Below are 26,529 nucleotides of genomic sequence, written 5' to 3'. Positions count from 1 at the left end.
ACACTACTTTTTTTGTGCCCAAATACTAAATCCTGAAGCCACATTTTTACTCATAGGATAAAATTGAAATATTACGTCCAGAAATTTAATCGGGAACGTGAGAACCATAAAAAGTAAATAAAGTATGGTGTGAAGAGGCTTTATACCGAAAGAAAAAATTAGGGCAAACCATTCCTGTACCACCCAAAGCATCCCGGAAGTAGGACCTATCGGGGTTAATTTTAAAATATCAAACTCCCTGAATTGATGCTTCATCCCCTCGTAAGTAAATCTTTGAAAATCGTAAGGCGAGGCATGGAAAGGTTGCATAAAAGGAATAAAGCAGTATATTTTACCTCCTGGTTTCAAAATTCTATGAATTTCGGAGATTACTTTTTGAGGATTAGGAACGTGTTCTAAAACGGCAATATTAATAATGTAATCAACCGAATTATCTTTAAAAGGAATATTTTCAATATCACAAATGACATCTACAGTTTCATAAGGAAGTAAATCTACATTCAACAGATCTTCTCCCAAGTCAGAGCTGCCACTTCCTAAATTCAAGGCGACTACATTTTTGCCCTTAATTTCGTTTCTGATGATCTTTCTGATATCAAAAAGTGGTTGAGGGTATACAGGGCTTATAAATTCAATTAATAAATTATAAAACTTCCCGAATTTTTTTAGTTTATATTTAATCTTATCAAGAAAATCTGTTACAACCTCTTCCTGAACGGGAATAAAAATGTATTTTCCGTTTCTTTCCTCAAATTGATCTTTAAATATCTCAGGGTTAATTTTTTTCATCTAACGTACTTTAAAACTCATTAATTGTATTAATTATTTTTTGCTGTTGGGCTTCTGTCAGTTCAAAATAAAAAGGAAGCCTTAGCAGGCATTCTTCAAAATGATCTGAATTGTGAAGTGCACCGTTTTTATGTTTCTGGGTATAAAACTCACTTTTATGCAATGATAAATAATGGAATACAGCCAAAACGTCATTTTCTTTCAGTTTTTTAATAAGCGCCGTTCTGGAATCTAAATCCTTACAAACAATATAGAACATGTGCGCATTATTGGTCGCATAATCGGGGATAACAGGTAAAGTGATGTTTTTACAATCTTTAAGACCTTCAAAATATCTGTTCCATATCGCTAATCTTTTTTCCTGAATAGGATTGATATTTTCTAACTGAGCCCACAGAAAAGCTGAAATAATTTCACTGGGTAAAAATGAAGAACCGGTATCTACCCATCCATATTTATTGATTTCTCCGCGGAAAAACATAGAACGGTTGGTTCCTTTTTCCCAGATAATTTCGGCTCTGTTGATAAACTTTTCATCATTAATCGTCAGCATGCCTCCCTCTCCGGCAATTATATTTTTAGTTTCATGAAAAGAAAATGCTCCCAAATGGCCAATGCTTCCCAATGCTTTTTTTGTTCCGTCTTTGAAGGTGTAGAAACTGTCGATGGCCTGAGCCGCATCTTCAATCACGATGAGGTTGTATTTTTCTGCAATCTCAAGAATTTTTTCCATATCACAGGCAATTCCCGCATAATGAACAACAACGATCGCTTTTGTTTTTTCTGTAACTAAATTCTCTATTGTATTCGCATCAATATTAGGATTGTCGGGATAAGAATCTGCAAAAACAATATGGGCATTTTGCCGTACAAAAGGCAGAGCTGAAGATACAAAGGTGTAGCTGGGAACAATTATTTCGTCCCCGGCATTAATATCTGCCAGAATAGCACACATCTCCAGTGCATCGGTGCAGGAAGTGGTGAGCAATACTTTTTTGAAGCCATAAGTATCCTCAAAAAACTGCTGACATTTTTGGGTGAAAAGACCGTTTCCGGAAATTTTTCCGGTGGCTACGGCTTCTTCGATATATTTTGTTTCTTTTCCTGTAAGGTAAGGTTTATTGAATGGGATCATGTGGTTATTTTATTTTTCTTGCGGGGCTGCCAACATACGTTCCGGGCTCGTCAATATCTTTTGTTACTGTGCTTCCACCGCCAAGTTTAACATCATTTGTGATTTTTTTATTATCTATAATTGTGGAGTTGATTCCTAAAAAGCATTTCTCGCCCACTGTTACAAATCCTGCAATTTTTACCGCAGGAGCCAAAAAAGAATGGTCTCCGATTGTACTGTCATGTGCAATAACGCATCCTAAATTTAGAAGGCAATTTTCAGAGATTACCACATTTTTATCTAAAATGGTTCCGGGATAAATAACAGTTCCCGGCATTATTTTGCTGGTGATATCTTTAATTGTTGTTGAATGGATCATGTTTCCGAAAGGAATATCATTTTTGAATTGTAAATAAATCTCTTTCCTTTTTTCCAAGTGATTATAGCCGATACCAATCATCAACTCATCAAATTTTTTCTCTTCGAAAGCCTGATTAATTTTATCAGTAGCTCCTAATACCTGATATCCATTCTTTTCGGTATTATGCTCAAAATCGTCAAAAAATACAACTTTTTGATAATGGTTGTCCTGAACGGCAAAGTTGGCAATCTGCATTCCCAATTCGCCCGACCCGATTATGGCAAGTGTTTTCATTTTTGTAAAGATTTGGTTTTTAGAAAGTTTTTGGCGTTGGCCCCTTCATTAAAAATTAAATCTAAAATTGTAACGCCATGCTCAAAAGGTGAGTGAAGCTGAGCATATTCCGGATAGCCTGAATAATCGAAAAAATGAACATTGATGTCTGCCTCTTTAAACAGGTCTTCGTTCATATATACCCTGGCTGCAGGTCCGGAAATATATTCATTTCCATTAAGGTTTTTACAGATGTCCACAAGTCTTTGGGTTCTGTCCTCCACCAAGTTGAATTCTTTAGATGATCTGATATTGAAATCGATATCCAAAAAGTCACAAAGTTTATCCAGGAAATAGATGTTTACATCTGTAAGATATTCCTGAGTTGCATTAACGTATAATGACTGTACAAAATCTTTTACCTCAGCAAAGCATTTTGCACCCTTATAATTTTGTTTTAAGGTTTCCCAATGAGCCAGATTCCATTTATTGGAAACAACTTTTGTCTCGTTGATCTTTTGATGTAGAGATATTTTTTCAACGGGTATCGTGAGCCATTTCAGGCCTTTATCCGTTTTTATCATGTTTCTGTTTCTCCAGTCTCCTTTGGTGTATTGCATATCATCATACACAACAAAGACATCGCTGGCATTGATGAGATCAAAATAGCCCTTCCATGGAATATAGTTGGACTGAAGGATAAGTATTTTATTCATCGTTATTGTGTTTTATTTCTTCATCAATAATATATACAGGTCGGTTTTTCACTTCGTCGAAAGTTTTTCCGACATATAAACCCACAATCCCAATACAGCAGATAATGGCTCCGGACAAAAACCAGATGGATAAAATCAGGGAGCTATAGCCTGGTTCTGTAATTTTACCACGAAGAGTCTGAACCAAAAAGAATATGCCAACAAAAATGGAAAGCAAAGATATACTTCCTCCAAAGCTTACACATATTTTTAAAGGTTTATTAGAAAAAGAAACAATAATATTAAATGCCAAAGAAAGAAGTTTTGCAAAGCTGTAGTTACTTTTACCTTCGAACCTTTCATTATGTTCCACATTTACTTCATAGCGATTAAAACCAACCCAATTCACAAAAAGCGGGAAGGCCTTGATATAATCATTGACAGATAAAATACTGTTTATAACTTTCCTATGGTAGATTCCAAAATTAGCGACCTCATCATTCACCTTCATGTCGGTAAGATAGTTGAACGTTTTAATGAAATACTGAGAAGAAATTTTTTTTATAAAGTTATCTTTTCTTTCTTTTCGCTTAGCCTGTACCATATCATAGCCCTCAATGGCTTTGTTATAAAGCTTTTCTATTTCCTTTGGCTGATCCTGCATATCACAATCCATCACCACAATCCAATCACCTTTTGTTTTGCTTAAACCGGCCATAATGGTTGGGTGCTGTCCGAAATTACGGCTCAGCCTGTATACTTGAAGCTTGGGATTTACTTTTGCAAGGGATTTCATTACTTCCCAGGAATTATCGGGGCTGCGGTCGTCAACAAGAATGATTTCATAATCTTCGCCAATCTTTTCAGCAACTTTTGAAATCTCGGAAACCAGAAGGGGTAATATTTTCTCTGCGCGATAAACAGGACTTACAATACTAATCATGAATGTTTAGGGACAATAAAGTTTTTTTCATTTTTTTCAATCTACCACATTTTGAATGATAAAAATAATCCTTTTTTCTTATAGATCGAGAAAACAATGTGCATCATTTGTTATTTTTTCTTTAATTTTTATTAATTCGGCTGTGTTTTTCTTGATGCTGTTATAACTTTTGTAGTGTTTTTTTGCCTTACTTATATTTCCTGTAAGAAAATTTTTAAAAATACTTTGAAGTAAAGCTTTCTTTTCCTGCTGTAAAGCGTTTGGGAAATTTGGATTCAGGATTTTTGTTTCTATTGAAAGATCTTTGTATTTGGTATAATCTACTTTATCCAGAGACTGTTTGCCGTCATGCACAACTTTGCTTGAAGGAACCAGCAGGATTTTCTTTTTATGATAATGCAGCCTGTTAACATATTCATTGTCTTCACCATAATGAAAAAAGAAGGGATTAAAACCACCCACAATTTCTATTGTGCTTTTGGGCATTAACCAATGGGCTGCGTTTACAAAATCAAGCTCGTAGGCAGGTTTCAAGGTCTGAAAATACAGGTCGGAAATCAGTCTGGTCTTATCACAGGTATAAGAGATGTATTTATCCAAAAAAATATCCAGCTTTTTCTCTGTTCCGTCAATATGCATCGGGCTTATAATTCCGATTTCTTCTTTATTTTGATGAGAATTGTAAACGTTCAAAAGTTTTTCAAGGCTATCTTCGTAGAGCCAGGCATCCTGATTCATTAAGTAAACAAAATCGGCACCTTCTTTATAAGCCTGTTCTATTCCAATGTTGTTGGCTTTTCCGAATCCTAAGTTTTTTTCAGACTGTAGGAAAGACACTTCAGGAAAATGACTTTTTATATAATCTTGGGTACCGTCTGTGGAACCATTATCAATAACAATACAATGTACAGGAACAGAAGATTTTCTAAGGCTGGTAAAGCATTTCTCTGCCCATTTCATGGCATTATAAGTAACGATAATGAAATAAATTTTAGGCATGTGTGTTTATTAAATATATTTTTCAGCTAAAGTCTTTAAATATTGATCTGAATTTATTCCTTCAAAAAAAATATTTGTGGTTTCATCAAATTCCACTTTGTAAAAGTCTCCTTCCTCAGATTCGGTATAATCTGCATCTTTCTTTATCTGTTGCTGGATAGCATCGATAATTTCTTTTAAATCATAATAATAGGGATAAGCGAAATTAAGTGTTTTATTCTTTGTGTCGATACAGTTGGTGTATAAAAATTTTGCAATATCATCAATATCCAGTAAAAGCCTTCTTGCTTTGTTATGCACTTTAAACTGAATGTTATTTGTAATCTGATTTTTCAGAAAATTAAACAAAGTATTCGGATTTCCGCCATTTCCTACGATATTTCCGATTCTCAGGATCAGGTAATTGTCACAATTGTTTTTAATATAATCTTCAATATGCAGTTTGTGCAAAACATACTGGCTGTCCTGCTTAGATTGGTCGTTTACACTTAAGGTAGAAAAATATACCAGCTTGCTTGTGCTATTAGCCTTAATACTATTTTTTAAAAGTGAAAATTCTCTTTCAAATTCTGAACTTCTTGTTTCCAGGGAATTGGAAACTCCCGAAGCAAAGAATAAAATATCTTCGGAGTCTATGTTTTTTAGTGAATTTGCGACAAGGCCAGAACCAACTATCATAAATTTTTAATCTTTTTGTGAATGGTTTATCTTTTTATTAATACTTGATGCATAGCTCAGATAGTTAAAATATTTTTTAAAAATAAGTTTTTTATCAGCAAAACTCAACTTTCCTGATGGATAAAACCTAAAAGTGAACAGTAAGTTTTTGAGATTAACAGGGTAATAGCTAAAATATTTATATAAAAAGCTAAGGAAAACGTTTTTCTCAACTTCAGAATCAAAATTCTTGTGAAAAGTTGCTTTTAATTTTTCTTTAATGCGAATATTGGCATCCAGCCACGTCTTGTCAAGATTTCCGGAAGAAAAATGTTGTACAAGAATATTGTTAATAATATAATTATCAAATTTTTCTGAAGCTCTCAAGCTAAAATCCAGATCATAGCCATGAAATCCGGATACATCTTCGTCAAATAGAATTTTCTTGTAATGCTCTTTAGCAACTGCTAAAAAAACGCCGTCAATAGCAAAAACTTTAGTTCGAAGTTTATTTGCTGAAGTGATGGTAGTGTAATCGGTATTTTTTTTATTTCCCTGCAGGATATTCACAAAATTATATTTCTCTGCCACAGTCCAGCTCGAAGGAGCGTGGGGAACGTATGAAGATCCTGCAACTCCTATTATGCCGGTACTTTCTTGGTTGATGTGATCTATTAAAAGACTACCCCAATTTTGTGTATGAAAAATCAAATCTTCATGAAGAAACAGAAGATTCTCGAACTTTGCTTGCTCTGCGCCAGAATTATAGGCCTTTGTAATACTCATCAAATTCGGATTCCATATCTGGATAATCTCATACTGAAAACCATCTCCGATTGTCTCGCTAATATTTTTAGTAAGCTGATCAAAGTAATGTTTTTGATAGGATGAAATGATAATGGAAAGCATTATTTTCTAATTTTTCTAATTATTTTTTTTAAAATAGATTCGTTTACAGCAGCTGTAAGTTTCCTGTTATCTTCTTTAAGTTTTTTGTTTTGTTTTACCAGATCGAAAAAATTTCCATAAATTCTGTAATATTCTTTTTGATGTTTATTGAAGATATAATTAAAAGCCTCTTCTTTTTGTTGTAGATTTTTATTAATGTTGACATCTCTGGAAGAATCTTTTCTACGATAATAAAATCCTAAATAATCTAAACGTGTTACTTTTTTTTCAGAATTTTTTAAAAGTTCAATCCAGAAATCCCAATCTTCAAAACCATGGATAAGTTTTTCATCATAGCCTTCTGTTTTTTGCCAAGCTTCCTTTTTAAAGAATCCTGAACAAAAAATAAGATTGTTTAAAAGTAACTGTTCGTAAGAAAAATCATCGAGAATGAAATCGTCATTCACATTGCCGAAGAAAGCTGCTTTGCAGTAAATAACATCCGGATTTTTATGAAACTCTCCGGAAGCAAGCTCTAAATATTCTGATGCTATCTTATCATCACCATCCAGTGGCAAGATCCATGTTGCTGATGCATTTTCTATTCCTAAATTTCTGGCTGAAGATACCCCGCCATTTATTTTTGCAAGATATTTGAATCTTGAATCCTTCTGCGTCCAGGTTTGAGCCACTTCTTTTGTGTGGTCTGTGGAGCCATCATCAATAATGATACATTCCCAATCTGTATAAGTTTGGTACATTACAGACTGCAAACATTCATCAAGATATTCAGCCTGATTATATGCAGGAACAACGATTGAAATTTTAGGATGCATGTTTTTTTCTAATGTAATATATTTGTTTTAAGGCTTTTAGGAACTTTATGGGCTTTAATTTTCTTAGATAATAAAAAATAATTCGAGCATCTAAATTATAATTTTTAATATAACAATGGTAAAGATAACTTTCTATAACTGAATCGATAAATTGATAATTAAAACGGTCGGCATATTTTATAATGAGTATTCTTTTTAATTCGTGATCGGCTTTTAATTTTTCCTCTAAATTACTTTCTGATCCGGAAATACTCGCTTCGGAAATTCTTACTTTTACTTTTGTACTATTGACGTAAAGTATTTTTTTGAAGTCTGAAAATGAAAGTATGGCAAGATCATCACTTCCCCATGCTAAAGGCAGTTTTTCAAACTTGTACTGTAAATAAAACGATCTCTTGAAAATATTTTCGGATAAACTGCTTCTGATTTCGTTGTTATATTTTTTTATAAAAAAGTCCGTTGCACTTATTTCTTTAAAAGGATAATTAAAATCTTCAAGTATTTCATCCCTATCATTGATCCATTGATGAGAAAATTTTATAACAGATATACTTTTATCTTCTGCAGTGTGAAGATTTTTATAAAATTCTTCTACGAAGTTTTCCGAAATGGTATCATCATCACCAAGAATCTGAAACCAATCTTCTTTTACATTTTCTAAGACTCTTTCCCATTGTAGTGCTAAATTTTTGCCTCCTAAATTATTCGTATACTCAAAATAATGATATTTTTCCGGTGTAAAATGTTTTTTTATGATTGGGAGCGGATTTTCAGAACTTGCATCATTACCTATATATAACGCGAAATTTTTATTGCTTTGCGAAGCAATAGACTGTATTGTTTTTTCAAAAAAATCTATTTTGTAATAGGGGATTACTATGGCGAGCTTATTTTGTTTATTCAAAATCTTTTATTAAGTTTTAAACAATACTTTGTAATCAAATCTTACTATAATTTTGTTTTATATTTAGAATATTATTTTTTTAGTTTTTTGTAGATCTTTTCAATCATCTTATGTCTTCTAGTTGCTAATAATTTGGCATTGACGATATATTGATGTTCAATTTGAGAAATTATATTGTATAGATTTTTATAAAATATTGCTTTTATATTTGGGTCTTTTTCAAGAGAGTATAGATTGGCATAAAGTAACGAATTGATTTTTAATTGTTTAAATTCGTCTAGTGAGCTGAAAATTCCAACACCATATCTATACACACACATTTCATCTTCCAAATATCCAATTTTACCATACTTTGTTAGAATCAGATATAAAAAGTAATCACCAATAGGAGTATTTTGAAATTCTAAACTATTAAGCTCATTTAATTTGATATTTCTGAATAATACACTCGGGGTATGAATATAATTCGAATTTTCGGCTAAGGTTTTTCTAAGTTCATAGTTTTCTGGAATTTTTGTAATAAAATCTTCAACAATTACTCCATCGGTTTTCAGTATTTTGACTTTATGGAAACAAAGAATATAGTCTTCATTTCTCTCTAAAAAATCGACCTGCTTTTTCAGCTTTAAAGGATCTGTCCAGTAGTCATCACCCTCACATAAAGCAACATATTTTCCGGTTGATTGAGATATTGTCCATGCAAAATTAGGAATAGCTCCTTTATTTTCGGTATGTCTAATATATTTTATCCAAGAGCCGTTTGGATGAGTGTCTATTATTTTTTTTACAATAATTTCAGTATTGTCGGGAGAACAATCATCGGAAATGAGAAGTTCAATCTCAGCGTCTAATACTTGAGACAACACTCCGTTAATGCTTTCCTCAATATACTTTTCATGACCGTAGGTGATCATCACCACACTTACTAAAGGTTTCATCATTGGCTCTGTTTTATAATTTTTGAAGGGACACCTACTGCGGTACAATGATCCGGCAAATCTTTAGTAACGACCGTTCCAGCACCTATTATTACATGATTCCCAATCGTTATATCGGGCAGTATAATTGTGCCGGAGCCAAGCTGGCAAAAGTTTCCAATTGTTACTCTTCCTAATATTTTGACATCCGGAGAAATTTCTACAAAATCGCCAATGGTAACATCATGAGTTACAATTGAATTATAATAAATAATAGATGCCTTTCCGATGGTTACATCATTGGAAATTTTTACTCCATCTAAAATATTTGCACCTTCCCCTATTTTTATTCCGTAAGATCCGATATCTGCTTTTGAGCTAATTGTGGAAGAAAGTTCTCCACGAATATGGATAAATTTATCAGCTAATTTCTTTCTTAAATATGGATTTCCAATTCCTAAAGTAAATCTTTTATCGACAGTTCTAAAATAATGTTCTGCCTTTTCCATATTTTTAAGAATAGGAAATTTTTCATAAAGTAGATCTGCATTTTCGTTTACGTCATCATAAAAAACTAAATCTTTCAGTTCATTTTTCTGATGACATATTTCGAGAATTTCTTTGGCAAAACCTTTAGCACCTACGATCAGCATAATTAATTATTTTGTGTTCTTAACATTATGCGAGCTATAAGTTCCACTTCTTCAAAAGTAAGATCGTAGTAAAAAGGAAGGCAAAGAACTCTTTTCGCAATATCTTCGGTAACCGGCAATTCCACCTTAGGAAGATAGGGTAAAGCGGAAGCAAGACTTGGGTAAAAATATCTTCTTGTAAAAATTTCCTGCTTATCCATCTCTGTTTTAAGTTTAAGGAGTAATTCCTCACTTTCTAAAATTACCGGATAGTACGCATGATTATTATTTGCCTTAGAATGCCAAAATGGTTGTACCGCTTTTAAATTTTTAAGCTTTTCATCATAAAGATTAGCTAATGCTGTTCTTTTTTCAGAAATTTCAGAGATATATTTCAGATTTACAAGTCCCATTGCTGCATGAAACTCGGAGTTTTTCCCATTAAGCCCCAATTCTGCAAAGGAATCAAATCCTGAAATCCCAAAATTTCTAATGTAGGCCAGCTTTTTCAGCAGTTCCGGATCTTTAGTGATTAGTAAACCACCTTCAACACTATGGTAGAGTTTGGTTGCGTGTAAAGAACAGGTTGAAACATCACCATAATCAAAGATAGATCTTCCATTTACTTCTACTCCGAAAGCGTGTGCCGCATCGTAGATCACTTTTAGATTATGTTTTTTAGCTATCGCATCAATGGCTTCTACATCACATGGGTTTCCATAAACATGAGTAGCGAGAATTGCACTTGTTTTTTCTGTGATTGCTTCCTCTATTTTTTTGGGATCAATGCATAGACTTTTAGAGTCGATATCCACAAAAACAGGAGTACATCCTTCCCAGACAATTGAACTTGTGGTTGCAATAAAAGAAAATGGAGTTGTAATTACCTCACCAGAGACTTCCAATGCTTTTATAGCCATTTGGATAGCAACAGTTCCGTTGGTGACAAAAAGCAAGTGCTGTACATTGAGATGATCTTTAAGCTCCATCTCTAATTGACTTGCTAGGGGCCCCATATTGGTTAACCAGTTTCTTTTCCAGATACCGTCTATATATTTTTGATATTCTTCCTGAGGCGGAAGAAAAGGTTGTGTCACGGGAATCATAAATAAATTTTAATGTAAAGTTATGATATTTTCACTATCAAGCTCGAAAGGTATCCACTGTTCTTTTTCACCCCCCACTGTAAATTCAATAATATTGTTAATTCGAAGATGGGGTGATTCTGTAGCTGCCTCATATAATCCTACATCAAGAATATATTTTCCTAAAGTGAAAAGTGGATTTTTGATTGTTGTTTTATAAATCAATCTGTTGCCTTTATTTACGTCTTCTTTATATTCTTTAACAGTAATTCCTGCAATTGGTTTCTGCTCTTTATCCTTAAATTCCAAGTATAACAGAGGCAGTTCTTCAATAGGCTTATTAATTTTGAACTCAAAAGTGAGATTAAAATCTTGATGCCGCCGTATTTCGTTATTTACAAGATCCGATTTTGCGGAAATAAGTTCGAAAGTTTGGCTATTATACACCGTATTTTGGCTGTTGTTGGAAAATTTATTATAATACAGTTGTACTCCTTTTCCTATTTCTTTTCCTTGGTATTCAACCTTACCATGATCCATCAAAATGATTTCATTGCATATTCTGGATACCATAGGCATACTGTGCGAAACAAAGATAACAGCGGTATAAGGAAGTAATTCGTCTATTTTACTAAAACACTTCAAAACAAATCCTAAGTCACCTACTGCCAGTACTTCGTCAATAATTAAAATATCAGGTTCTAAATGGGCAGCAACGGCAAAACCTAAACGAACCTTCATTCCGGAAGAATAGTTTTGCACTGGTGTATCTATAAAATCTCTTATTTCTGAAAAATCAATGATTGATTCTATTTTTTCTTCAACCTCCTTTCTGGTAAATCCTAAAATGGAAGCATTGTTATAAATATTTTCTCTTCCTGTAAGTATAGGATTGAAGCCCGCACCTAATTCGATAAGAGCGCCAATTTTACCTTTCATTACAATTTGCCCTTTGTCGGGAGCATATAATCCGTTCAAAACTTTTAAGAGGGTAGATTTTCCGGCACCGTTGTGACCAATCAGCCCGATACATTCGCCTCTCCTCAGCTCAAAGCTTACGTCTTGAACGGCCCAAAATTCCTGGGGACGCAAATCTTTATTTACTTTTAAGCCCAGGGTACTGCGGATGATATCCGAAGCTCCATATTTAAGTGAACTCTTCAGATTTTTACTGAATTTTTTTGATACGTTCTGTGCTGATACTAATACCTCTTTATCTTTCATTATCCTGCAATTTTTTCTATTACTATCGGCATCGATTTCCTGAAAATCACTAAGCCTATTAATAAAACAATAAGGCTAATCGCTGTTAAGATCACTGTAAATAACAGAGACTGTGCTTCCATACCTACCAATGTATTTCGGGTATCATTGATAATATATGTTAAAGGATTTAATTTAAACAAGAATTTAAAAATACCCATTTTAGGAACAGCATATACTACCGGGGTTAGGTACATTAAAAAAGGAATACCTGTGGTTAATACTTTACTTATATCGGTATAGATTAATCCTAATGGAGTAATAATGAGCCCAATGGTAAAAGCAAAGACTGTTAAAGCAATAATATAAAAAGGAAAAAGAAGTAAACTCCATGATGGTGCAATCTGATATATTATCAAAATAGCAACAGCAGGAATCATTTTTATCGTTAAATTAAAAAAAGTAGTGTACAATCCTTTCATTAATAATGCTTCTTTTGGAAAATTAATTTTGGAAATGATTGCTCTTCCTGCATTTACTGAGTTTATAGGGCTTTGTAATGCTTCGGCAAAAATATTCCATATTGTTGTACCCAATATCACAAAAACAGGGTAAGGTATTCCTCCTGGCGAATTTACACTCACAACTCCTGAACCATTTAAAAATAGCCAGATTAAGGAATTGACAATTACGGGAGCCAGTATCCAGAAAAAACCTAACAGAGATTGCCTATGTTGAGACTGTATATCTCTTTTAGTCATTTGATAGGCTAAAAAGTTAGACGATTTAATATCCCTGTAAATGAATTTAAGTTCTTGAAAAAAATGTGTTTTTTTGTCAGATGTGTATACTACGGTTTTCAAAGTAGATTTTTTTCAAATTTATGATAATTAATTTCGTTATTCTGTTGTGTGAATAATTCTTCATACATTGAAATTAGAAACTAATATATTAATCTTTAGTGTAATTAACAAAAACTATTGACTATAAAAGCCAATAGTTTCTATAATATCAAAATATTTGAATTATTTGTTGATTAGTTGCTTAAGGTACTCACCATACCCGCTTTTTCCATATTTGGTAGCGGTTTCCAGTAATTTCTCTTCGTTAATGAATTTGTTTCTGAAGGCTATTTCTTCAATACATCCGATTTTGAAACCCTGTCTTTTTTCAATTACTCGTACAAATTCTGAAGCGTCGTTAAGGGAGTCGAATGTTCCGGTATCCAGCCATGCAGTTCCTCTGTCCAAAACACCCACTTCAAGTTTCCCATTTTGAAGGTATACATTATTCACGTCAGTGATTTCAAGCTCGCCTCTGTGGGACGGTTTAATATTTTTCGCAATATCTACCACATCATTGTCATAGAAATAGAGTCCCGGAACGGCATAATTTGATTTTGGCTGTAAGGGTTTTTCTTCAATAGAAACGGCTTTTAAATCATCATCAAATTCTACAACACCATATCTTTCAGGGTCTGAAACGTGATAGGCGAAAACTACTCCTCCATCAGGATTTGTTTTGTTTTTCAATAAAGTTCCCATTTCTGAACCGTAGAAAATATTATCCCCCAAAACCAATGCTGCCGCATCATTCCCAATGAATTGATCTCCTAAAATGAATGCCTGTGCAAGACCATCCGGACTTGGCTGAACTACATACTCGATATTACAGCCGATTTGTGATCCGTCACCTAAAAGCTTAACGAACCCAGCCTGATCATGTGGAGTCGTGATAATTAAAATATCTTTAATCCCTGCCAGTAATAAGGTAGACAGCGGATAGTAGATCATTGGCTTGTCGTAAACAGGCATTAATTGCTTGCTCACGGCGATCGTAAGAGGGTAAAGTCTTGTTCCGGAACCTCCGGCTAAAATTATACCTTTCATCTATTCTTGTGTGTTATTAATTGTATTGTTTTTCGTAATATTTCTGATAATCTCCACTGGTTACATTTTCCAGCCATTCTTTGTTTTCCAGATACCAGTCGATGGTTTTTCCTAAACCTTCCTCGAAAGTTACAGAGGGTTTCCATCCAAGATCAGAGTTCAGCTTTGTAGCATCGATAGCGTAACGTTTATCATGACCGGGTCTGTCTTTTACAAAAGTGATTAATTTCTCAGAGTAACCTTCTTCTCTTCCTAGTTTTGCATCCATTTGCTTGATTAGTTCTTTTACCAAATCAATATTCTGCCATTCGTTGAAACCTCCGATATTGTAAGTTTCTCCGGTTTTAGCTTCATTGAAAATCTGGTGGATTCCTTTGGCGTGGTCGATGACAAATAACCAGTCTCTCGTATACTTTCCGTCACCGTATATCGGCAAAGGTCTTTCATTGATGATATTTGAAATACAAAGAGGAATCAGTTTTTCGGGGAAGTGATTCGGTCCGTAGTTGTTAGAGCAGTTTGAAATAATGAAAGGCATTCCATAGGTATTTCCGTAAGCTCTTACCAAATGATCAGAAGCCGCTTTTGAAGCTGAATATGGAGATTGCGGATCATAAGCCGTAGTTTCTAAGAAAAAACCGGTTTCTCCTAAGCTTCCATACACTTCGTCTGTGGAAACATGATAAAAAAGGTTGGTTCTTTTTTCGTCCGGAAATCTTCCGTGAGTATGATCCGGATTTAACGTCCAGAATTCTTTGCAAAGATTCAAAAGGTTGGCAGTGCCGTTTACGTTTGTATTGATGAATGCCATCGGATCGGTAATGCTTCTGTCCACATGGCTTTCTGCAGCTAAATGTACAACGGCGTCCGGATTATATTTTTCGAATACTTTTCTTAGTTCTTCAGGTTTTGTGATATCGGCTTTTTCGAAAACATAATTAGGCTCATTTTCAATGTCCTTTAAGTTTTCAAGGTTTCCGGCGTAAGTAAGCGCGTCAAGATTGATGATCGTTGTTTCAGGATTGTTTTTTACAAACTCTCTTACAACGTGTGATCCAATAAAGCCGGCTCCTCCGGTGATAATAATATTTTTCATATTTATAATATACTTTTAGCGTTTGCTAATTGTTGTATTTTTTTTACTCTTAACTTGATTCTTACTGAATGGTTTTACGGCCAATACTCTTATAATAAAAACCGTTTTGTTCGGGAATTTCCAGTGGGTACATGTTTCTTCCGTCGAAAATAGCCTTGTTATTCATTTTCTGAGCCATTAATTCAAAATTAGGATTTTTAAATTCCGACCATTCTGTAGCAATGAATAAGGCGTCTGCATTTTCAAGTGCTTCATACATGCTTTTCGCATATTGAATCTTGTCTCCTAAAAGTTTTTGAACATTGTTTTCTGCAACGGCATCATATGCAACGATTTTGGCTCCTTTTTCTAAAAGTAATGCGATATTGTCTAATGAAGATGCTTCACGGATATCGTCAGTATTCGCTTTGAAGGCCAATCCCCACATGGCGATCGTCTTTCCTTCAAGATTTCCACCGAAATATTTTTCAATTTCAGAAACAAGGATTACTTTCTGGGCTATATTTACGTTTTCAGTTGCTTCTAAGATCTGAAAATTAAAATCTTCCTGCTTTCCGGATTTTATCAATGCCTTCACGTCTTTCGGGAAACAGCTTCCTCCGTATCCGATTCCCGGAAACAAAAATCGTTGGCCAATTCTGTCGTCACTTCCCATCCCTAATCTTACTTTATCCACGTCTGCGCCTACTTTTTCACAATAGTTGGCAATCTCATTCATAAATGTAATCTTTACGGCTAAGAATGAGTTGGCTGCATATTTCGTTAACTCAGACGATTTTTCGTCCATGAAAATAATCGGAATCCCTGTATTGGTAAAAGGCTGATAAATTTTAGCCATAATATCTTTAGCCTTGTCAGAACTGGATCCTACAACTACTCTTGCAGGATTCATAGAATCGTCCACGGCAAACCCTTCTCTTAAAAATTCAGGGTTAGAAACTACGTCAAAAGGGATTTGCGTTTTAGAGGCAATAACTTCTCTTACTTTGTCGGCTGTACCTACCGGAACAGTACTTTTATTCACAACGACTTTGTATCCCGTCATCATTTCTCCGATGTCGTTAGCTACTTTCAGTACATAAGAAAGGTCTGCCGAGCCGTCTTCTCCAGGAGGAGTGGGTAAAGCTAAGTAAATAACTTCGCTTTTATCTAATGCTTCTTTTAAATCGGTTGTGAAAAACAATCTTTCTGCCTGAATATTTCTCAGAAACATCTCTTCAAGATTCGGCTCATAGATGGGAACTACGCCGTTTTTCATGCCTTCTACTTTTTTCTCATCAATATCCACACAGTATACTGAATTGCCAAGCTCTGCCAGGGTAGTTCCTGTAACCAATCCTACATAGCCTGTTCCTACAATAGTAATATTCAAAATGTATGTTTTTAAAAATTTAATCACAAAAATAGTAAAAATACCATCACCAAAGCTTTTAACTTGAGTGTAAATGAAATTTAATATAATACCATGGTTTGATTAATACTTTTAATTGTATTAAAATGAAAAAAAGTACAGTTAATGGAGGTTTCGTTGTATTCGATTAAGTAAATCGAGTATATTGTTGCCAAATATATTATTCTTTTGCTTTTTTATGATTTATGAAAATATATAAGTTATTAAGCTGATTATGAGTCTTATTTGGATGTTTTATAAAAAAGTTGTATATTTGCAGTGGATTTACGGAAAAACATGGGAAGGCCTTCGGAAGAAAGCCTTTTTTCGTACGGTAAATCAAGATTTTAAATAACGTATGGAGTTTAGAAAAAGAATTGAAGAATTATTAAATGAATTCCTTGAGACCAGAAAAGATTTATTTCTTATTGATTTAAAATTTTCTGCAGGGGATGACATCACAGTGATTTTAGATGGCGACAACGGGGTTTCTTTACAGGATTGTCTGGATGCAAGCCGTGCCATAGAATTCAATATGGATCGTGAGGAGCACGATTTCAGCCTTCAGGTAATGTCTGCAGGATTGAGCGAGCCTTTGGCAACTCCGAGACAGTTTGCTAAGAATTTAGGAAGAGAAATTGAAGTTTTACTGAATGACTCAGAAAAAATTGAAGGTGAATTAGCAAAAGTAGATGAAGAAAAGATCACGCTTATTCTGCGTTACCGCAAGCCGAAAGATATCGGGAAGGGGAAAGTAGATGTGGAGGAGGAAAAAGAAATTCCGTACTCTGAGATTAAGAAAGCATTAGTAACAATTAAATTTTAAAAGAAAAAAGAAAAAATGGACAATATAGCGTTGATTGAATCCTTTGGTGATTTTAAAGACGAAAAAGGGATCAGTAAGATTGATCTTATGGCAATTATTGAAGATTCACTGAAGACACTTTTGAGAAAAAGGTACGATTCGGATGACCACTTCGATGTGATTGTAAACCCTGATAAAGGAGATTTTCAGATATTTTTAAATAAAACAATCGTAGAAGACGAAATGTCGGAAGATGATGATTTGGAAATTGAGATCTCTGAAGCCAAGAAAATCGACCCTACTTTCGAAGTAGGTGAAGACTTTACAATGGAAATTCCTGTTGCCCAGTTGGGGAGAAGAAATATCCTTACTTTGAAGCAGATTTTGGCTACGAAATTGCAGGAACACAACAATGCAATGTTGTACGAGCAGTTTAAAGATAAAATCGGGGAGATTGTAGTAGGAGAGATCCACCATATCCGTCACAAGCACGTGATTTTGTTGGATGATGAAGGGAACGAATTCATTTTGCCTAAAGAAAATCAGATTCCGTCGGATTTCTTTAAAAAGGGTGAGAATATCAGAGCTATTGTTGAAACAGTAGATTTCAAGGGTTCAAAACCACAGATTATTATTTCCAGAACTGCGCCTAAATTCTTGGAGAAATTATTAGAGCTGGAAATTCCTGAAATTCAGGACGGAACCATTATCTTGAAAAAGGTAGTGAGAATTCCTGGTGAGAAGGCAAAGATCGCAGTGGATGCTTACGACGACAGAATCGATCCTGTAGGAGCTTGTGTGGGTGTGAAAGGTTCGAGAATTCACGGAGTGGTAAGAGAGTTGAAAAATGAGAACATCGATGTTATTCAGTGGTCGAAAAACCCTGAGATTTTGGTGAAGAGAGCTTTAGGAAATGTTACCATCAATAAAATTGACATCAACGAGGACAGTACTTACGCATTAGTATATACGCCGGTTGAAGAGATTTCTAAAGTAATCGGAAAACAAGGTCAGAATATCAGACTTGCTTCTTGGTTGTCAGGTTATGAAATTGATGTACACAGAGAGTCCAGCGAAGATGATGATGTTGAATTAAGAGAATTCAATGATGATATCGAGCAGTGGATTTTGGATGAATTTAAGAAAGTAGGTCTTACTACTGCAAAATCGGTTCTGGATAAAGAAACTGAGAGCTTACTGAATATGGTTGATCTTGAAGAGGAAACAATTGAAGAGGTGAAACGTATTCTGAGAGAAGAATTTGAAGATTAAGATTTTTAAATAAATTTTAATAAACAGTAAAAAAGAAATACTTTAATTTTAAGAATTAAAAAACAGTAAATAATATAGATGCCAAAAATTAGATTAAATAAAGCGGTTAAGGAATTCAATATTTCGATGTCCAGATTAGTAGAATTTTTACAAGCTAAGGGTATCGAGGTTGAAAGCAATCCTAACGCTCAATTGGAAGAAGCGGCATATTCTGCATTGGAGGCTGAGTTTGCCAAGGACGGCGAACAAAGAAAGGCTTCCCATGAGGTGGTGATCACAAAAGTTCCGGAAGAAAAACTGGAAATTGAGGAAAAGAAAACCCCTGAAGTAATAAGAGCTAAAGCAAACAAGCCAGAAACTAAAATTTTAGGTAAAATAGACTTAGAGCCTAAAAAACCTGAAATTGAAGAAACTCCTGCTCCAAAACCGGAACCTGTGGTAGAAGAGAAGAAAGAAGAAGTTGCCCCTGCTCCTGAAGTAAAAGCAACTCCTGAGAAACAGGAATTCAAAGTTCTGGATAAAATAGATTTGTCTCAAATCGAGTCTAGAAACAGACCCGTAAAAAAAGACAAACCAAAATTGGAGGAGAAAAAAGAAGAGGAAAAACCTATAGAAAAACCTGTGGAATCTGTAAAAGAAACTCCAAAGCCGGTTGCTGAAACACCAGTTCAGGCACCTGCAAAACCAGCTGAGGTAAAAGCTGCTGAGCCGGCAAAAACTGAGGAAGAATCTCAGGAACCTCAAAAAATCGAAACAGTTTACCAAAAACTGGACGGTCCTAAAATTGTTGGTGAAAAAATCGACCTAACTCAGTTTGCCCCTAAACAAGGAGCCGGAGCTAAGAAGAAAAGAAAGAGAATTGAGAAACCTGGAGGAGGTAACAACCAACAAGGTGGAAACAATAATCAGCAAGGAGGAAATAACAATCAAGGTGGACAAAACCGCCCTCAAGGTCAAGGTGGACAAGGTGGAAACCGTAACCAGGGACAAGGTGGACAAGGCGGAAACCGTTTTGGCAACAACCAAGGTGGCGGACAAGGTGGAAACCGTCCTCAAGGTCAGGGTGGACAAGGAGGTCAAGGAGGTGGAAACCGTTTTGGCAACAACCAAGGAAACCGTCCTCAGGGTCAAGGTGGACAAGGAGGTAACAGAGGTGGATTCAACAGAGGCGGACAAGGAGGTAACAGACCTGGTCAAAGAACAATGCCTGTTGAATTAACTGACGAACAAGTTAAAAACCAGATCAAGGAAACCCTTGAAAAATTAACGAATAAAGGAGGTAAATCTAAATCTGCTAAACACAGAAAAGATAAGAGAAACTTCCGTAGAGAACAAGACGAGCGTCAGCAAGAAATTGATGCAGCAGACAGAACATTAAAAGTAACGGAATTCATCACTGTTGGTGAATTGGCAAGTTTAATGAATGTTTCTCCTACAGAAGTAATTTCTGCTTGTTTCTCATTAGGAGTAATGGTTACCATGAACCAAAGATTGGAAGCCGATACCTTATTATTGGTAGCTGATGAGTTCGGATATAAAATTGAGTTCTCTGATGCGGATCTTGAAGATACAGATGCAGAAGACGAAATCGATAACGAAGAAGATCTTCTTCCAAGAGCTCCGATTGTAACAGTAATGGGTCACGTAGACCACGGTAAGACTTCCTTATTGGATTACATCAGAAAAACTAACGTTATTGCCGGTGAATCAGGAGGTATTACACAGCACATTGGTGCTTATAACGTGAAACTGGAAAACGGTCAGAGAATTACATTCTTAGATACGCCGGGTCACGAGGCCTTTACCGCGATGAGAGCGAGAGGTGCACAGGTTACGGATATTGCAATTATTGTAATTGCTGCCGATGATGACGTTATGCCTCAAACGAAAGAAGCAATCTCTCACGCGCAGGCTGCAGGAGTACCGATGATCATTGCCATCAACAAGGTTGATAAACCGAATGCAAATCCTGATAACATCCGTCAGCAACTTTCCGGAATGAATATTCTAGTAGAAGAGTGGGGAGGTAATGTACAGGCTCAGGAAATTTCAGCCAAAATGGGTAATAATATGGATCTTTTATTAGAGAAAGTATTATTGCAGGCAGAAATGCTTGAATTAAAAGCGAATCCTAACAGAGCAGCAAACGGAGTTGTAATCGAAGCATCTTTAGATAAAGGTAGAGGGTATGTGGCAACCATGTTGGTACAGACAGGAACTTTAAGAGTTGGAGATTATGTAGTAGCTGGTAAAAATCACGGTAAAGTAAAAGCTTTGCTTGATGAAAGAGGGAAGAACCTTGCAGAGGCAGGTCCATCAATTCCGGCAACAATTTTAGGTTTAGACGGAGCGCCTACAGCAGGTGATAAATTCCGTGTCTATGCCGACGAAAGTGAAGGTAAGGCTATTGCAAACAAGAGAGAGCAATTACAGAGAGAATTATCAATCAGAACTAAGAAGCATACGACGCTTGAAGAATTGGGTAGACGTATTGCTTTGGGTGAATTCAAGGAATTGAACATTATCCTTAAAGGTGACGTGGATGGTTCTGTGGAAGCACTTTCTGATCAGTTACAGAGATTATCAACAGAGGAAATCAGCGTGAAAATCCTTCACTCAGGTGTTGGGCAGATCACAGAATCTGATATCAACTTGGCGGCAGCATCAGATGCGATTATTATCGGATTTAACGTAAGAGCTGGAGCAAATGCTAAAGATCTTGCAGACCGTGAAGAAATCGAAATCAGAACCTATTCTGTAATCTATAAAGCCATCGATGAAGTGAAAGAAGCGATGGAGGGAATGCTTTCTCCGGAAATTCAGGAACAGGTAATCGGTAACGTGGAAATTCGTGAGGTATTCAAAATTTCTAAAGTTGGAACGATTGCAGGTTGTATGGTTCTTACCGGAAAAGTAACAAGACAGTCGAAAGTAAGACTACTAAGAGACGGTATCGTGAAATTCGACGGAGAGCTTGAAAGTTTAAAGCGTTTCAAAGATGATGTAAAAGAAGTAACGAAAGGTTACGAATGTGGATTGAACCTGAAAGGTTACAACGATATTGAACAAGGTGACATTCTTGAAGTATACGAAGAGGTTGCTGTTAAGAAAAAGTTGAAATAACTCTACTTTTTTGATGTAAATAAAAGACCACTCTTAATAGAGTGGTCTTTTTATATTTAATTTAGAATGTTTTTAAATAATATTTCAAATATTATCAAAGTGTTGTTAAAGTTATTTCGTTTTATTAAAATATTTGAAATTAAAATTGTAATCAGCTGAACTCTTTTAAATGAATTATGCATCACGTTGTAAATTAAGCTAAAAATATTATAATAAAGTTATTTAGCGATAGTTAAAAATTTGTTAATGTTATTATTTATTAACATATTTGCTTTCTTAAATATTAAAATTTGTTAATATGAATGTGAAATTATGTGTATTGACAGTAGGTGTTCTATTTTTTACTGGACAATCTATAAATGCTCAGACTGTTAAAAGAGATACGACTACAAAGGTTAAACAGATTGAAGAAGTTGTATTAGTTGGGGTACAAAAAAAGAAAAAAGAAGAAATTACTCAGGCTGTTTCTGTAGTTGGGGGTGAAGAACTTACAAGAATGTCAGCGTCAAGTACTGGAATTACGAATATGTTGCAGGGTAAAATGTCTGGTCTGCAAGTTTCAACAAATTCGGGTAAGCCGGGGGAACCAGGATCAATTAGAATTAGAGGTGCTGTTAATGTTTCTTCAGTTTTGGGAGCTTCAGATCCTCTTTTTGTTGTTGATGGTATTTATATGACTCAACGTCAATTTAATGCAATACCTGCATCAGATATAGAATCTGTTACAGAGCTAAAAGATGCAGCTTCTACTGCTGTTTATGGGGCAAGAGCTGCAAACGGAGTTATTGTTGTAACTACTAAAAGAGGTAAGTCAGGTAAGCCATCAATTGTTTATGATACGAGATTTGGATTTGCTTTCAAACCAAAAGATAAGAACTTTACGATGATGAATACTTCTCAAAAAATACAATATGAGAACGAAATGTCAGGTTTAGGTATAAATCCTAATCCAGTATATACATCTGAAGAAGCAGCACTCCTGTTAGCAAATGATCATGATTGGTCAAAAGATATTTTAAGAAATTCTACGATACAATATCATAATCTATCGATTAGAGGAGGAAGTGAAACCAATTCTTACTTTGTATCATTAGGTTACGATTCAGATTCAGGAATATTACAGGAACTTGACGGATTTAAAAGGTATAATGCAAGATTTAATTTTGATCAAAAAATTACTGATAAACTAAAGATGGGATTTGATTTTGGTATAGTAAATACAAAAACTCAAGATCAAAGGTTTTCATACAATGCTTTAAGTCCGTTTTATTCAATATATACTCTGAATCCATATGAAACAATTTATGATTCGGATGGTAGTTTTAATCCAACAACAAATTCTATAAATCCAATAGATCTTAGAAGGAATGAACTTACTACAGATTGGAGAACAAGATTTAATGCTCAGATATCTGGGACATATGAATTTTTTAAAGGTTTGACTTTTAAGTCAACTTTTGGAAATATCTATGATCTTAGAAAAAATAAATATGTTGTAAAGAAAGGATCAGATATTGCAGCAGTTTATGGCTATCCGGATGGAAGTATCAGAGATACTAGATCTGATTTTTGGACATATGTATTTAATAATAGATTAGATTTTAGTAAGTCATTTGGACAACATAAAATCGGTGCTGTTGCAGCTTTTGAATATAGCCAAGAAGAATTTGGAAGTTTGTCTGGAACTAAAAGAGTAATGTTAGGCCCAGATGTAACAGACATCGGTTCGGCTGCGACACCTTTTGCAATTACTGGAGCAACAACATCCACAAGATATGTAAGTATGTTAGGAGTTGTTGACTATAATTACGCAGGTAGATATTTATTATCTGGATCAATAAGAAGAGATGGGAATTCTAGACTTGGTGCTAATAACAAATATGGGAACTTCTGGTCTGCTTCAATTGCTTGGAATTTAGCAAAAGAATCATTCTTTAATGTGCCGTTTTTTAATGATATTAAATTCAGATATAGTATAGGTACAACAGGAAACGTAGCATCTTTAGCCGATTATCAAAATCTTATTTCAATAGTATCTGGAGATTACGGAGCAGATCCAACTTCTGGACCTTCAAATTTTGTTGGTAATAAAGATTTAAAATGGGAGTCTAAGACATCACAAAACTTAGGAGTAGATATTTCAATGTTTAAAAATAGGATTAAACTTACCACTGAGGTATTTAAGGATGATAGAAAAGATTTCTTATATGCAATTCCAAGTACACAATATGAGGGAGGTGGATATCTTTTCTCAAGTATTACAAATGCTGGTAATATTGAAATTAAAGGTTTAGAATCTGAGTTAAATGTCGAAATAATAAAAAGTGCGGATTTTGATTGGTCTGTAAGAGGTAATATTTCAATGCTTAAATATCAAGTAAAAAGTTTATATGGTACAGCTACTCAGTTAAATCTGGATGGATATACATTTATGAGTATTGGGATGGAGCCAACAACTTTCAAAATGGTAAAGAGCGCTGGGGTAGATACTCAAACAGGAGAAGCTTTATATTATAGACCAGACGGTTCTATAACTAATGTATATAGCTCAAGCGATGCTCAATTCTTAAATGGAAAATCGACATTACCAAATGCCTATGGTGGGTTTGGAACAACATTTAGATATAAAGGATTTGATTTAAATGCAGATTTCTCTTTTCAAACAGGAGGATATAATTATAATATCATGGCTCAAAACTTAGTTGACTTTTCAGCTTACAATCAAAATTTAAGTACTGCTGCTTTTAATTATTGGAAAAATCCAGGTGATACAAATGTTTTACCAGCTCCAACGGTTAATGGATTTGAAACTACAGATGCATTTTTACAAAAAACGGATTTTATTAGATTTAGATCATTAGAGTTAGGGTATACATTTGATAAGAAAATCCTAGGTAATCTACCACTAAGTAGTGTAAGAGTTTATGGATCAGGTCAAAACTTAGCACTATGGACTAAATTTACTGGAGATCCAGAAGTTGCTGTAGCTTCAGAAACTCAAGTTAATAACGGAACATTTATTCCAGGAGCTATTAGTCTTTATAACTATCCAACAACTAGAACATTCCTTTTAGGATTACAAGTTAATTTTTAATAAAATTATTATGAAAAAATATATAATAAAAATAGTAGCACTTTTTACTGTGACTGTAACTGCAGTATCATGTACAGATGATCTAACTGTTTTACCTAATGATAGATTGGTAATAGATACGTATTATACAACAGAAAATGACTTTAGAAAAGGAGTGGATTATGCTTATGATGCATTTAAAATTGCAGGATATTATTCTGGAGATAATTCACAAGCTATAATCCCAGATATATTATCCGATAATTTAATTCAAAATCCTCAAGGTAGACGATCTAATAATTCTGCATATATTTTTGATATTGCAGCAAATGTAGGGGATGTAACTTCTGCTTATGGAGGAGGATATGCTGTAGCTGCAAGAGCTAATGCTGTTTTAGATAAAATTAATAATTTATCTCCGGGTGCATTTAGAAATAATATAGAGGCGGAAGCTAAAGCGATCCGTGCTATTGCTCATTTTGATATTGTAAGAAGGTATTGTAAAATTCCTACACAATCAGCTGATGCCGCAGGATCAATAGGCATTGCATATGTAGAAATTTATGATCCTTATTTAGTTACAACAAGAAACTTAAATGTTTCTCAGGTGTACGATAAAATTTTAAATGATTTATTATTTGCAGAGCAAAATATATCTCAAACTGCAAGCGTAGGTAAACTTACTAAAGCAGCAATACAAGGTATGCTATCTAGAGTATATTTATACAAAGGAGACTATGATAATGTAATTTTGTGGGGACAAAAAGCATTGGCTATAAGCCCAAGTGTTGGTACAAATGCAAATTTCAAAAATATTTGGGCAGATTCATCTAATGATGGAGTTTTATTCAAGATTTTAAACTCAAGTATTGAAAACATTAAAACTGGTTCTGCCTATAATCAAACTGTAGGAGGACAAATTAAGTCTGAATATGTTGTAGATTATGATCTATATACTAAGTTTGCTGCAAATGATATAAGAAAAAGCTCTTACATTCTAACATCAGTCTTTAATGGTAAAACATATAATAATGTTATTAAGTATAAACAAGCTACAGGCAAGCCTATTGAAGCTGTAGATATTAAGTATTTAAGAACAGCTGAGGTGGTACTGAATGTTTCTGAAGCAATGTTTAAAAAGGGAAATGAGTCTGGAGCACTTGCATTATTGAATACATTAAGAGCTCAGAGATATACTGGATATGTTCCAGGAATTGAAACAGGTCAAAATCTTTGGAATGCTATCATGTTGGAAAGAAGATTGGAACTAGCATTTGAAACAGATCGATTTTTTACTTTAAAAAGATTGGCTCTCCCGGTTCAAAGGTCTAATTTTGGTCCTGAGGCAGACGGGGCAGGGAATCCGGCAAGTATCTTATCACTTCCTGTGGCTAGTCATAAATGGCAATTGCCAATACCACAAGGAGCAATTGATAATAATACTCAAATCCAGCAAAACCCTGGTTACTAAATCAATCAATTTTAAATTGAATATTTTTTTAAACCCCGCAAAATATTGCGGGGTTTTTTATTCCCCATTATTTCTTATTTTTGCTGTACAAAATTTGAAATGAAACCATTAGGT

Annotated in this window: 23 protein-coding genes; 5 read left to right on the top strand and 18 right to left on the bottom strand. The window is 34.5% G+C overall.

Annotation, left to right across the window (positions count from 1 at the left end):
* Positions 1–3: 3 nt before the first annotated feature.
* The 18 genes from BUA89_RS05205 to BUA89_RS05120 all read right to left on the bottom strand — a co-directional run bounded on the left by BUA89_RS05205 (position 4) and on the right by BUA89_RS05120 (position 16,653).
* Positions 4–789, bottom strand: coding sequence for a class I SAM-dependent methyltransferase (locus BUA89_RS05205; protein WP_072953736.1), 786 nt, complete (start codon positions 787–789; stop codon positions 4–6).
* A 10-nt stretch (positions 790–799) separates the two neighbouring features.
* Positions 800–1,924, bottom strand: a complete 1,125-nt coding sequence (gene rffA, locus BUA89_RS05200; protein ID WP_072953735.1) for a dTDP-4-amino-4,6-dideoxygalactose transaminase — start codon at positions 1,922–1,924, stop codon at positions 800–802.
* Between the two features lie 4 nt (positions 1,925–1,928).
* Complete coding sequence (locus BUA89_RS05195; RefSeq protein WP_072953734.1) at positions 1,929–2,558, bottom strand: acetyltransferase; 630 nt, start codon at positions 2,556–2,558, stop codon at positions 1,929–1,931.
* On the bottom strand, positions 2,555–3,253 hold the full coding sequence (locus BUA89_RS05190; protein ID WP_072953732.1) for a WbqC family protein: 699 nt from the start codon (positions 3,251–3,253) through the stop codon (positions 2,555–2,557). Before BUA89_RS05190 ends, BUA89_RS05195 begins: the two co-directional genes overlap by 4 nt.
* The gene (locus BUA89_RS05185; RefSeq protein WP_072953730.1) at positions 3,246–4,175 is read right to left on the bottom strand and encodes a glycosyltransferase family 2 protein; all 930 of its coding nucleotides are present in this window, start codon (positions 4,173–4,175) and stop codon (positions 3,246–3,248) included. Before BUA89_RS05185 ends, BUA89_RS05190 begins: the two co-directional genes overlap by 8 nt.
* Before the next feature lie 78 nt (positions 4,176–4,253).
* A complete protein-coding gene (locus BUA89_RS05180) occupies positions 4,254–5,174 on the bottom strand; it encodes a glycosyltransferase family 2 protein (RefSeq protein ID WP_072953728.1) in 921 nt (306 codons plus the stop codon).
* A gap of 9 nt (positions 5,175–5,183) precedes the next feature.
* The gene (locus BUA89_RS05175) at positions 5,184–5,852 is read right to left on the bottom strand and encodes an NAD-dependent epimerase/dehydratase family protein (RefSeq protein WP_072953727.1); all 669 of its coding nucleotides are present in this window, start codon (positions 5,850–5,852) and stop codon (positions 5,184–5,186) included.
* A 6-nt stretch (positions 5,853–5,858) separates the two neighbouring features.
* Positions 5,859–6,740, bottom strand: a complete 882-nt coding sequence (locus tag BUA89_RS05170; RefSeq protein WP_072953725.1) for a glycosyltransferase — start codon at positions 6,738–6,740, stop codon at positions 5,859–5,861.
* Positions 6,740–7,555: a glycosyltransferase family 2 protein gene (locus BUA89_RS05165; protein ID WP_072953723.1), complete on the bottom strand. Its 816-nt coding sequence runs from the start codon at positions 7,553–7,555 to the stop codon at positions 6,740–6,742. The genes BUA89_RS05170 and BUA89_RS05165 overlap by 1 nt, the downstream gene beginning before the upstream one ends.
* Positions 7,545–8,459: a glycosyltransferase family 2 protein gene (locus BUA89_RS05160; RefSeq protein ID WP_072953721.1), complete on the bottom strand. Its 915-nt coding sequence runs from the start codon at positions 8,457–8,459 to the stop codon at positions 7,545–7,547. The genes BUA89_RS05165 and BUA89_RS05160 overlap by 11 nt, the downstream gene beginning before the upstream one ends.
* A gap of 71 nt (positions 8,460–8,530) precedes the next feature.
* Positions 8,531–9,400, bottom strand: coding sequence for a glycosyltransferase family 2 protein (locus BUA89_RS05155; RefSeq protein WP_083531609.1), 870 nt, complete (start codon positions 9,398–9,400; stop codon positions 8,531–8,533).
* The gene (locus BUA89_RS05150) at positions 9,397–10,029 is read right to left on the bottom strand and encodes an acetyltransferase (protein ID WP_072953717.1); all 633 of its coding nucleotides are present in this window, start codon (positions 10,027–10,029) and stop codon (positions 9,397–9,399) included. The genes BUA89_RS05155 and BUA89_RS05150 overlap by 4 nt, the downstream gene beginning before the upstream one ends.
* Before the next feature lie 2 nt (positions 10,030–10,031).
* Positions 10,032–11,114: a DegT/DnrJ/EryC1/StrS family aminotransferase gene (locus tag BUA89_RS05145; protein ID WP_072953715.1), complete on the bottom strand. Its 1,083-nt coding sequence runs from the start codon at positions 11,112–11,114 to the stop codon at positions 10,032–10,034.
* A 9-nt stretch (positions 11,115–11,123) separates the two neighbouring features.
* Positions 11,124–12,317 (bottom strand): ABC transporter ATP-binding protein, encoded by a 1,194-nt coding sequence (locus tag BUA89_RS05140; protein WP_072953713.1) that lies wholly within the window; start codon positions 12,315–12,317, stop codon positions 11,124–11,126.
* On the bottom strand, positions 12,317–13,159 hold the full coding sequence (locus BUA89_RS05135; RefSeq protein ID WP_072953711.1) for an ABC transporter permease: 843 nt from the start codon (positions 13,157–13,159) through the stop codon (positions 12,317–12,319). The genes BUA89_RS05140 and BUA89_RS05135 overlap by 1 nt, the downstream gene beginning before the upstream one ends.
* Before the next feature lie 162 nt (positions 13,160–13,321).
* On the bottom strand, positions 13,322–14,185 hold the full coding sequence (gene rfbA, locus BUA89_RS05130) for a glucose-1-phosphate thymidylyltransferase RfbA (protein WP_072953709.1): 864 nt from the start codon (positions 14,183–14,185) through the stop codon (positions 13,322–13,324).
* Between the two features lie 16 nt (positions 14,186–14,201).
* Positions 14,202–15,281 carry a dTDP-glucose 4,6-dehydratase gene (gene rfbB, locus BUA89_RS05125; RefSeq protein WP_072953707.1) on the bottom strand — a complete coding sequence of 360 codons (1,080 nt, stop codon included), beginning with the start codon at positions 15,279–15,281 and terminating at the stop codon, positions 14,202–14,204.
* A gap of 61 nt (positions 15,282–15,342) precedes the next feature.
* Complete coding sequence (locus BUA89_RS05120; protein ID WP_072954287.1) at positions 15,343–16,653, bottom strand: UDP-glucose dehydrogenase family protein; 1,311 nt, start codon at positions 16,651–16,653, stop codon at positions 15,343–15,345.
* A gap of 376 nt (positions 16,654–17,029) precedes the next feature.
* Here BUA89_RS05120 and rimP point away from each other — a divergent pair, with 376 nt between their 5' ends.
* The 5 genes from rimP (at position 17,030) to BUA89_RS05095 (ending at position 26,415) form a co-directional block, all read left to right on the top strand.
* On the top strand, positions 17,030–17,497 hold the full coding sequence (gene rimP, locus BUA89_RS05115) for a ribosome assembly cofactor RimP (protein ID WP_072953705.1): 468 nt from the start codon (positions 17,030–17,032) through the stop codon (positions 17,495–17,497).
* Positions 17,498–17,512: 15 nt separating this feature from the next.
* On the top strand, positions 17,513–18,748 hold the full coding sequence (gene nusA / locus BUA89_RS05110) for a transcription termination factor NusA (RefSeq protein ID WP_072953703.1): 1,236 nt from the start codon (positions 17,513–17,515) through the stop codon (positions 18,746–18,748).
* Between the two features lie 78 nt (positions 18,749–18,826).
* A complete protein-coding gene (gene infB / locus BUA89_RS05105) occupies positions 18,827–21,871 on the top strand; it encodes a translation initiation factor IF-2 (protein WP_072953701.1) in 3,045 nt (1,014 codons plus the stop codon).
* Positions 21,872–22,169: 298 nt separating this feature from the next.
* On the top strand, positions 22,170–24,965 hold the full coding sequence (locus tag BUA89_RS05100; RefSeq protein WP_072953700.1) for a SusC/RagA family TonB-linked outer membrane protein: 2,796 nt from the start codon (positions 22,170–22,172) through the stop codon (positions 24,963–24,965).
* A gap of 10 nt (positions 24,966–24,975) precedes the next feature.
* Positions 24,976–26,415 carry a RagB/SusD family nutrient uptake outer membrane protein gene (locus tag BUA89_RS05095; RefSeq protein ID WP_072953698.1) on the top strand — a complete coding sequence of 480 codons (1,440 nt, stop codon included), beginning with the start codon at positions 24,976–24,978 and terminating at the stop codon, positions 26,413–26,415.
* Positions 26,416–26,529 lie beyond the last annotated feature (114 nt).

Source organism: Chryseobacterium arachidis (genome assembly GCF_900129245.1).
In the GTDB taxonomy this organism is placed as follows: domain Bacteria; phylum Bacteroidota; class Bacteroidia; order Flavobacteriales; family Weeksellaceae; genus Chryseobacterium; species Chryseobacterium arachidis.
Note: the sequence above shows the minus strand (reverse complement) of the source record. Positions and strands in the feature narration are given on the sequence as shown.

Bases quoted from the DNA above. Each gene is read 5' to 3' on its own strand.
- BUA89_RS05140 (WP_072953713.1), bottom strand. From the start codon at position 12,317: ATGAAAGATAAAGAGGTATTAGTATCAGCACAGAACGTATCAAAAAAA.
- BUA89_RS05185 (WP_072953730.1), bottom strand. From the start codon at position 4,175: ATGATTAGTATTGTAAGTCCTGTTTATCGCGCAGAGAAAATATTACCC.
- BUA89_RS05155 (WP_083531609.1), bottom strand. From the start codon at position 9,400: ATGATGAAACCTTTAGTAAGTGTGGTGATGATCACCTACGGTCATGAA.
- rffA (WP_072953735.1), bottom strand. From the start codon at position 1,924: ATGATCCCATTCAATAAACCTTACCTTACAGGAAAAGAAACAAAATAT.
- BUA89_RS05175 (WP_072953727.1), bottom strand. From the start codon at position 5,852: ATGATAGTTGGTTCTGGCCTTGTCGCAAATTCACTAAAAAACATAGAC.
- BUA89_RS05100 (WP_072953700.1), top strand. From the start codon at position 22,170: ATGAATGTGAAATTATGTGTATTGACAGTAGGTGTTCTATTTTTTACT.
- rfbB (WP_072953707.1), bottom strand. From the start codon at position 15,281: ATGAAAAATATTATTATCACCGGAGGAGCCGGCTTTATTGGATCACAC.
- infB (WP_072953701.1), top strand. From the start codon at position 18,827: ATGCCAAAAATTAGATTAAATAAAGCGGTTAAGGAATTCAATATTTCG.
- BUA89_RS05170 (WP_072953725.1), bottom strand. From the start codon at position 6,740: ATGCTTTCCATTATCATTTCATCCTATCAAAAACATTACTTTGATCAG.
- BUA89_RS05190 (WP_072953732.1), bottom strand. From the start codon at position 3,253: ATGAATAAAATACTTATCCTTCAGTCCAACTATATTCCATGGAAGGGC.
- rfbA (WP_072953709.1), bottom strand. From the start codon at position 14,185: ATGAAAGGTATAATTTTAGCCGGAGGTTCCGGAACAAGACTTTACCCT.
- BUA89_RS05145 (WP_072953715.1), bottom strand. From the start codon at position 11,114: ATGATTCCCGTGACACAACCTTTTCTTCCGCCTCAGGAAGAATATCAA.
- BUA89_RS05205 (WP_072953736.1), bottom strand. From the start codon at position 789: ATGAAAAAAATTAACCCTGAGATATTTAAAGATCAATTTGAGGAAAGA.
- nusA (WP_072953703.1), top strand. From the start codon at position 17,513: ATGGACAATATAGCGTTGATTGAATCCTTTGGTGATTTTAAAGACGAA.
- BUA89_RS05150 (WP_072953717.1), bottom strand. From the start codon at position 10,029: ATGCTGATCGTAGGTGCTAAAGGTTTTGCCAAAGAAATTCTCGAAATA.
- BUA89_RS05180 (WP_072953728.1), bottom strand. From the start codon at position 5,174: ATGCCTAAAATTTATTTCATTATCGTTACTTATAATGCCATGAAATGG.
- BUA89_RS05195 (WP_072953734.1), bottom strand. From the start codon at position 2,558: ATGAAAACACTTGCCATAATCGGGTCGGGCGAATTGGGAATGCAGATT.
- rimP (WP_072953705.1), top strand. From the start codon at position 17,030: ATGGAGTTTAGAAAAAGAATTGAAGAATTATTAAATGAATTCCTTGAG.
- BUA89_RS05095 (WP_072953698.1), top strand. From the start codon at position 24,976: ATGAAAAAATATATAATAAAAATAGTAGCACTTTTTACTGTGACTGTA.
- BUA89_RS05165 (WP_072953723.1), bottom strand. From the start codon at position 7,555: ATGCATCCTAAAATTTCAATCGTTGTTCCTGCATATAATCAGGCTGAA.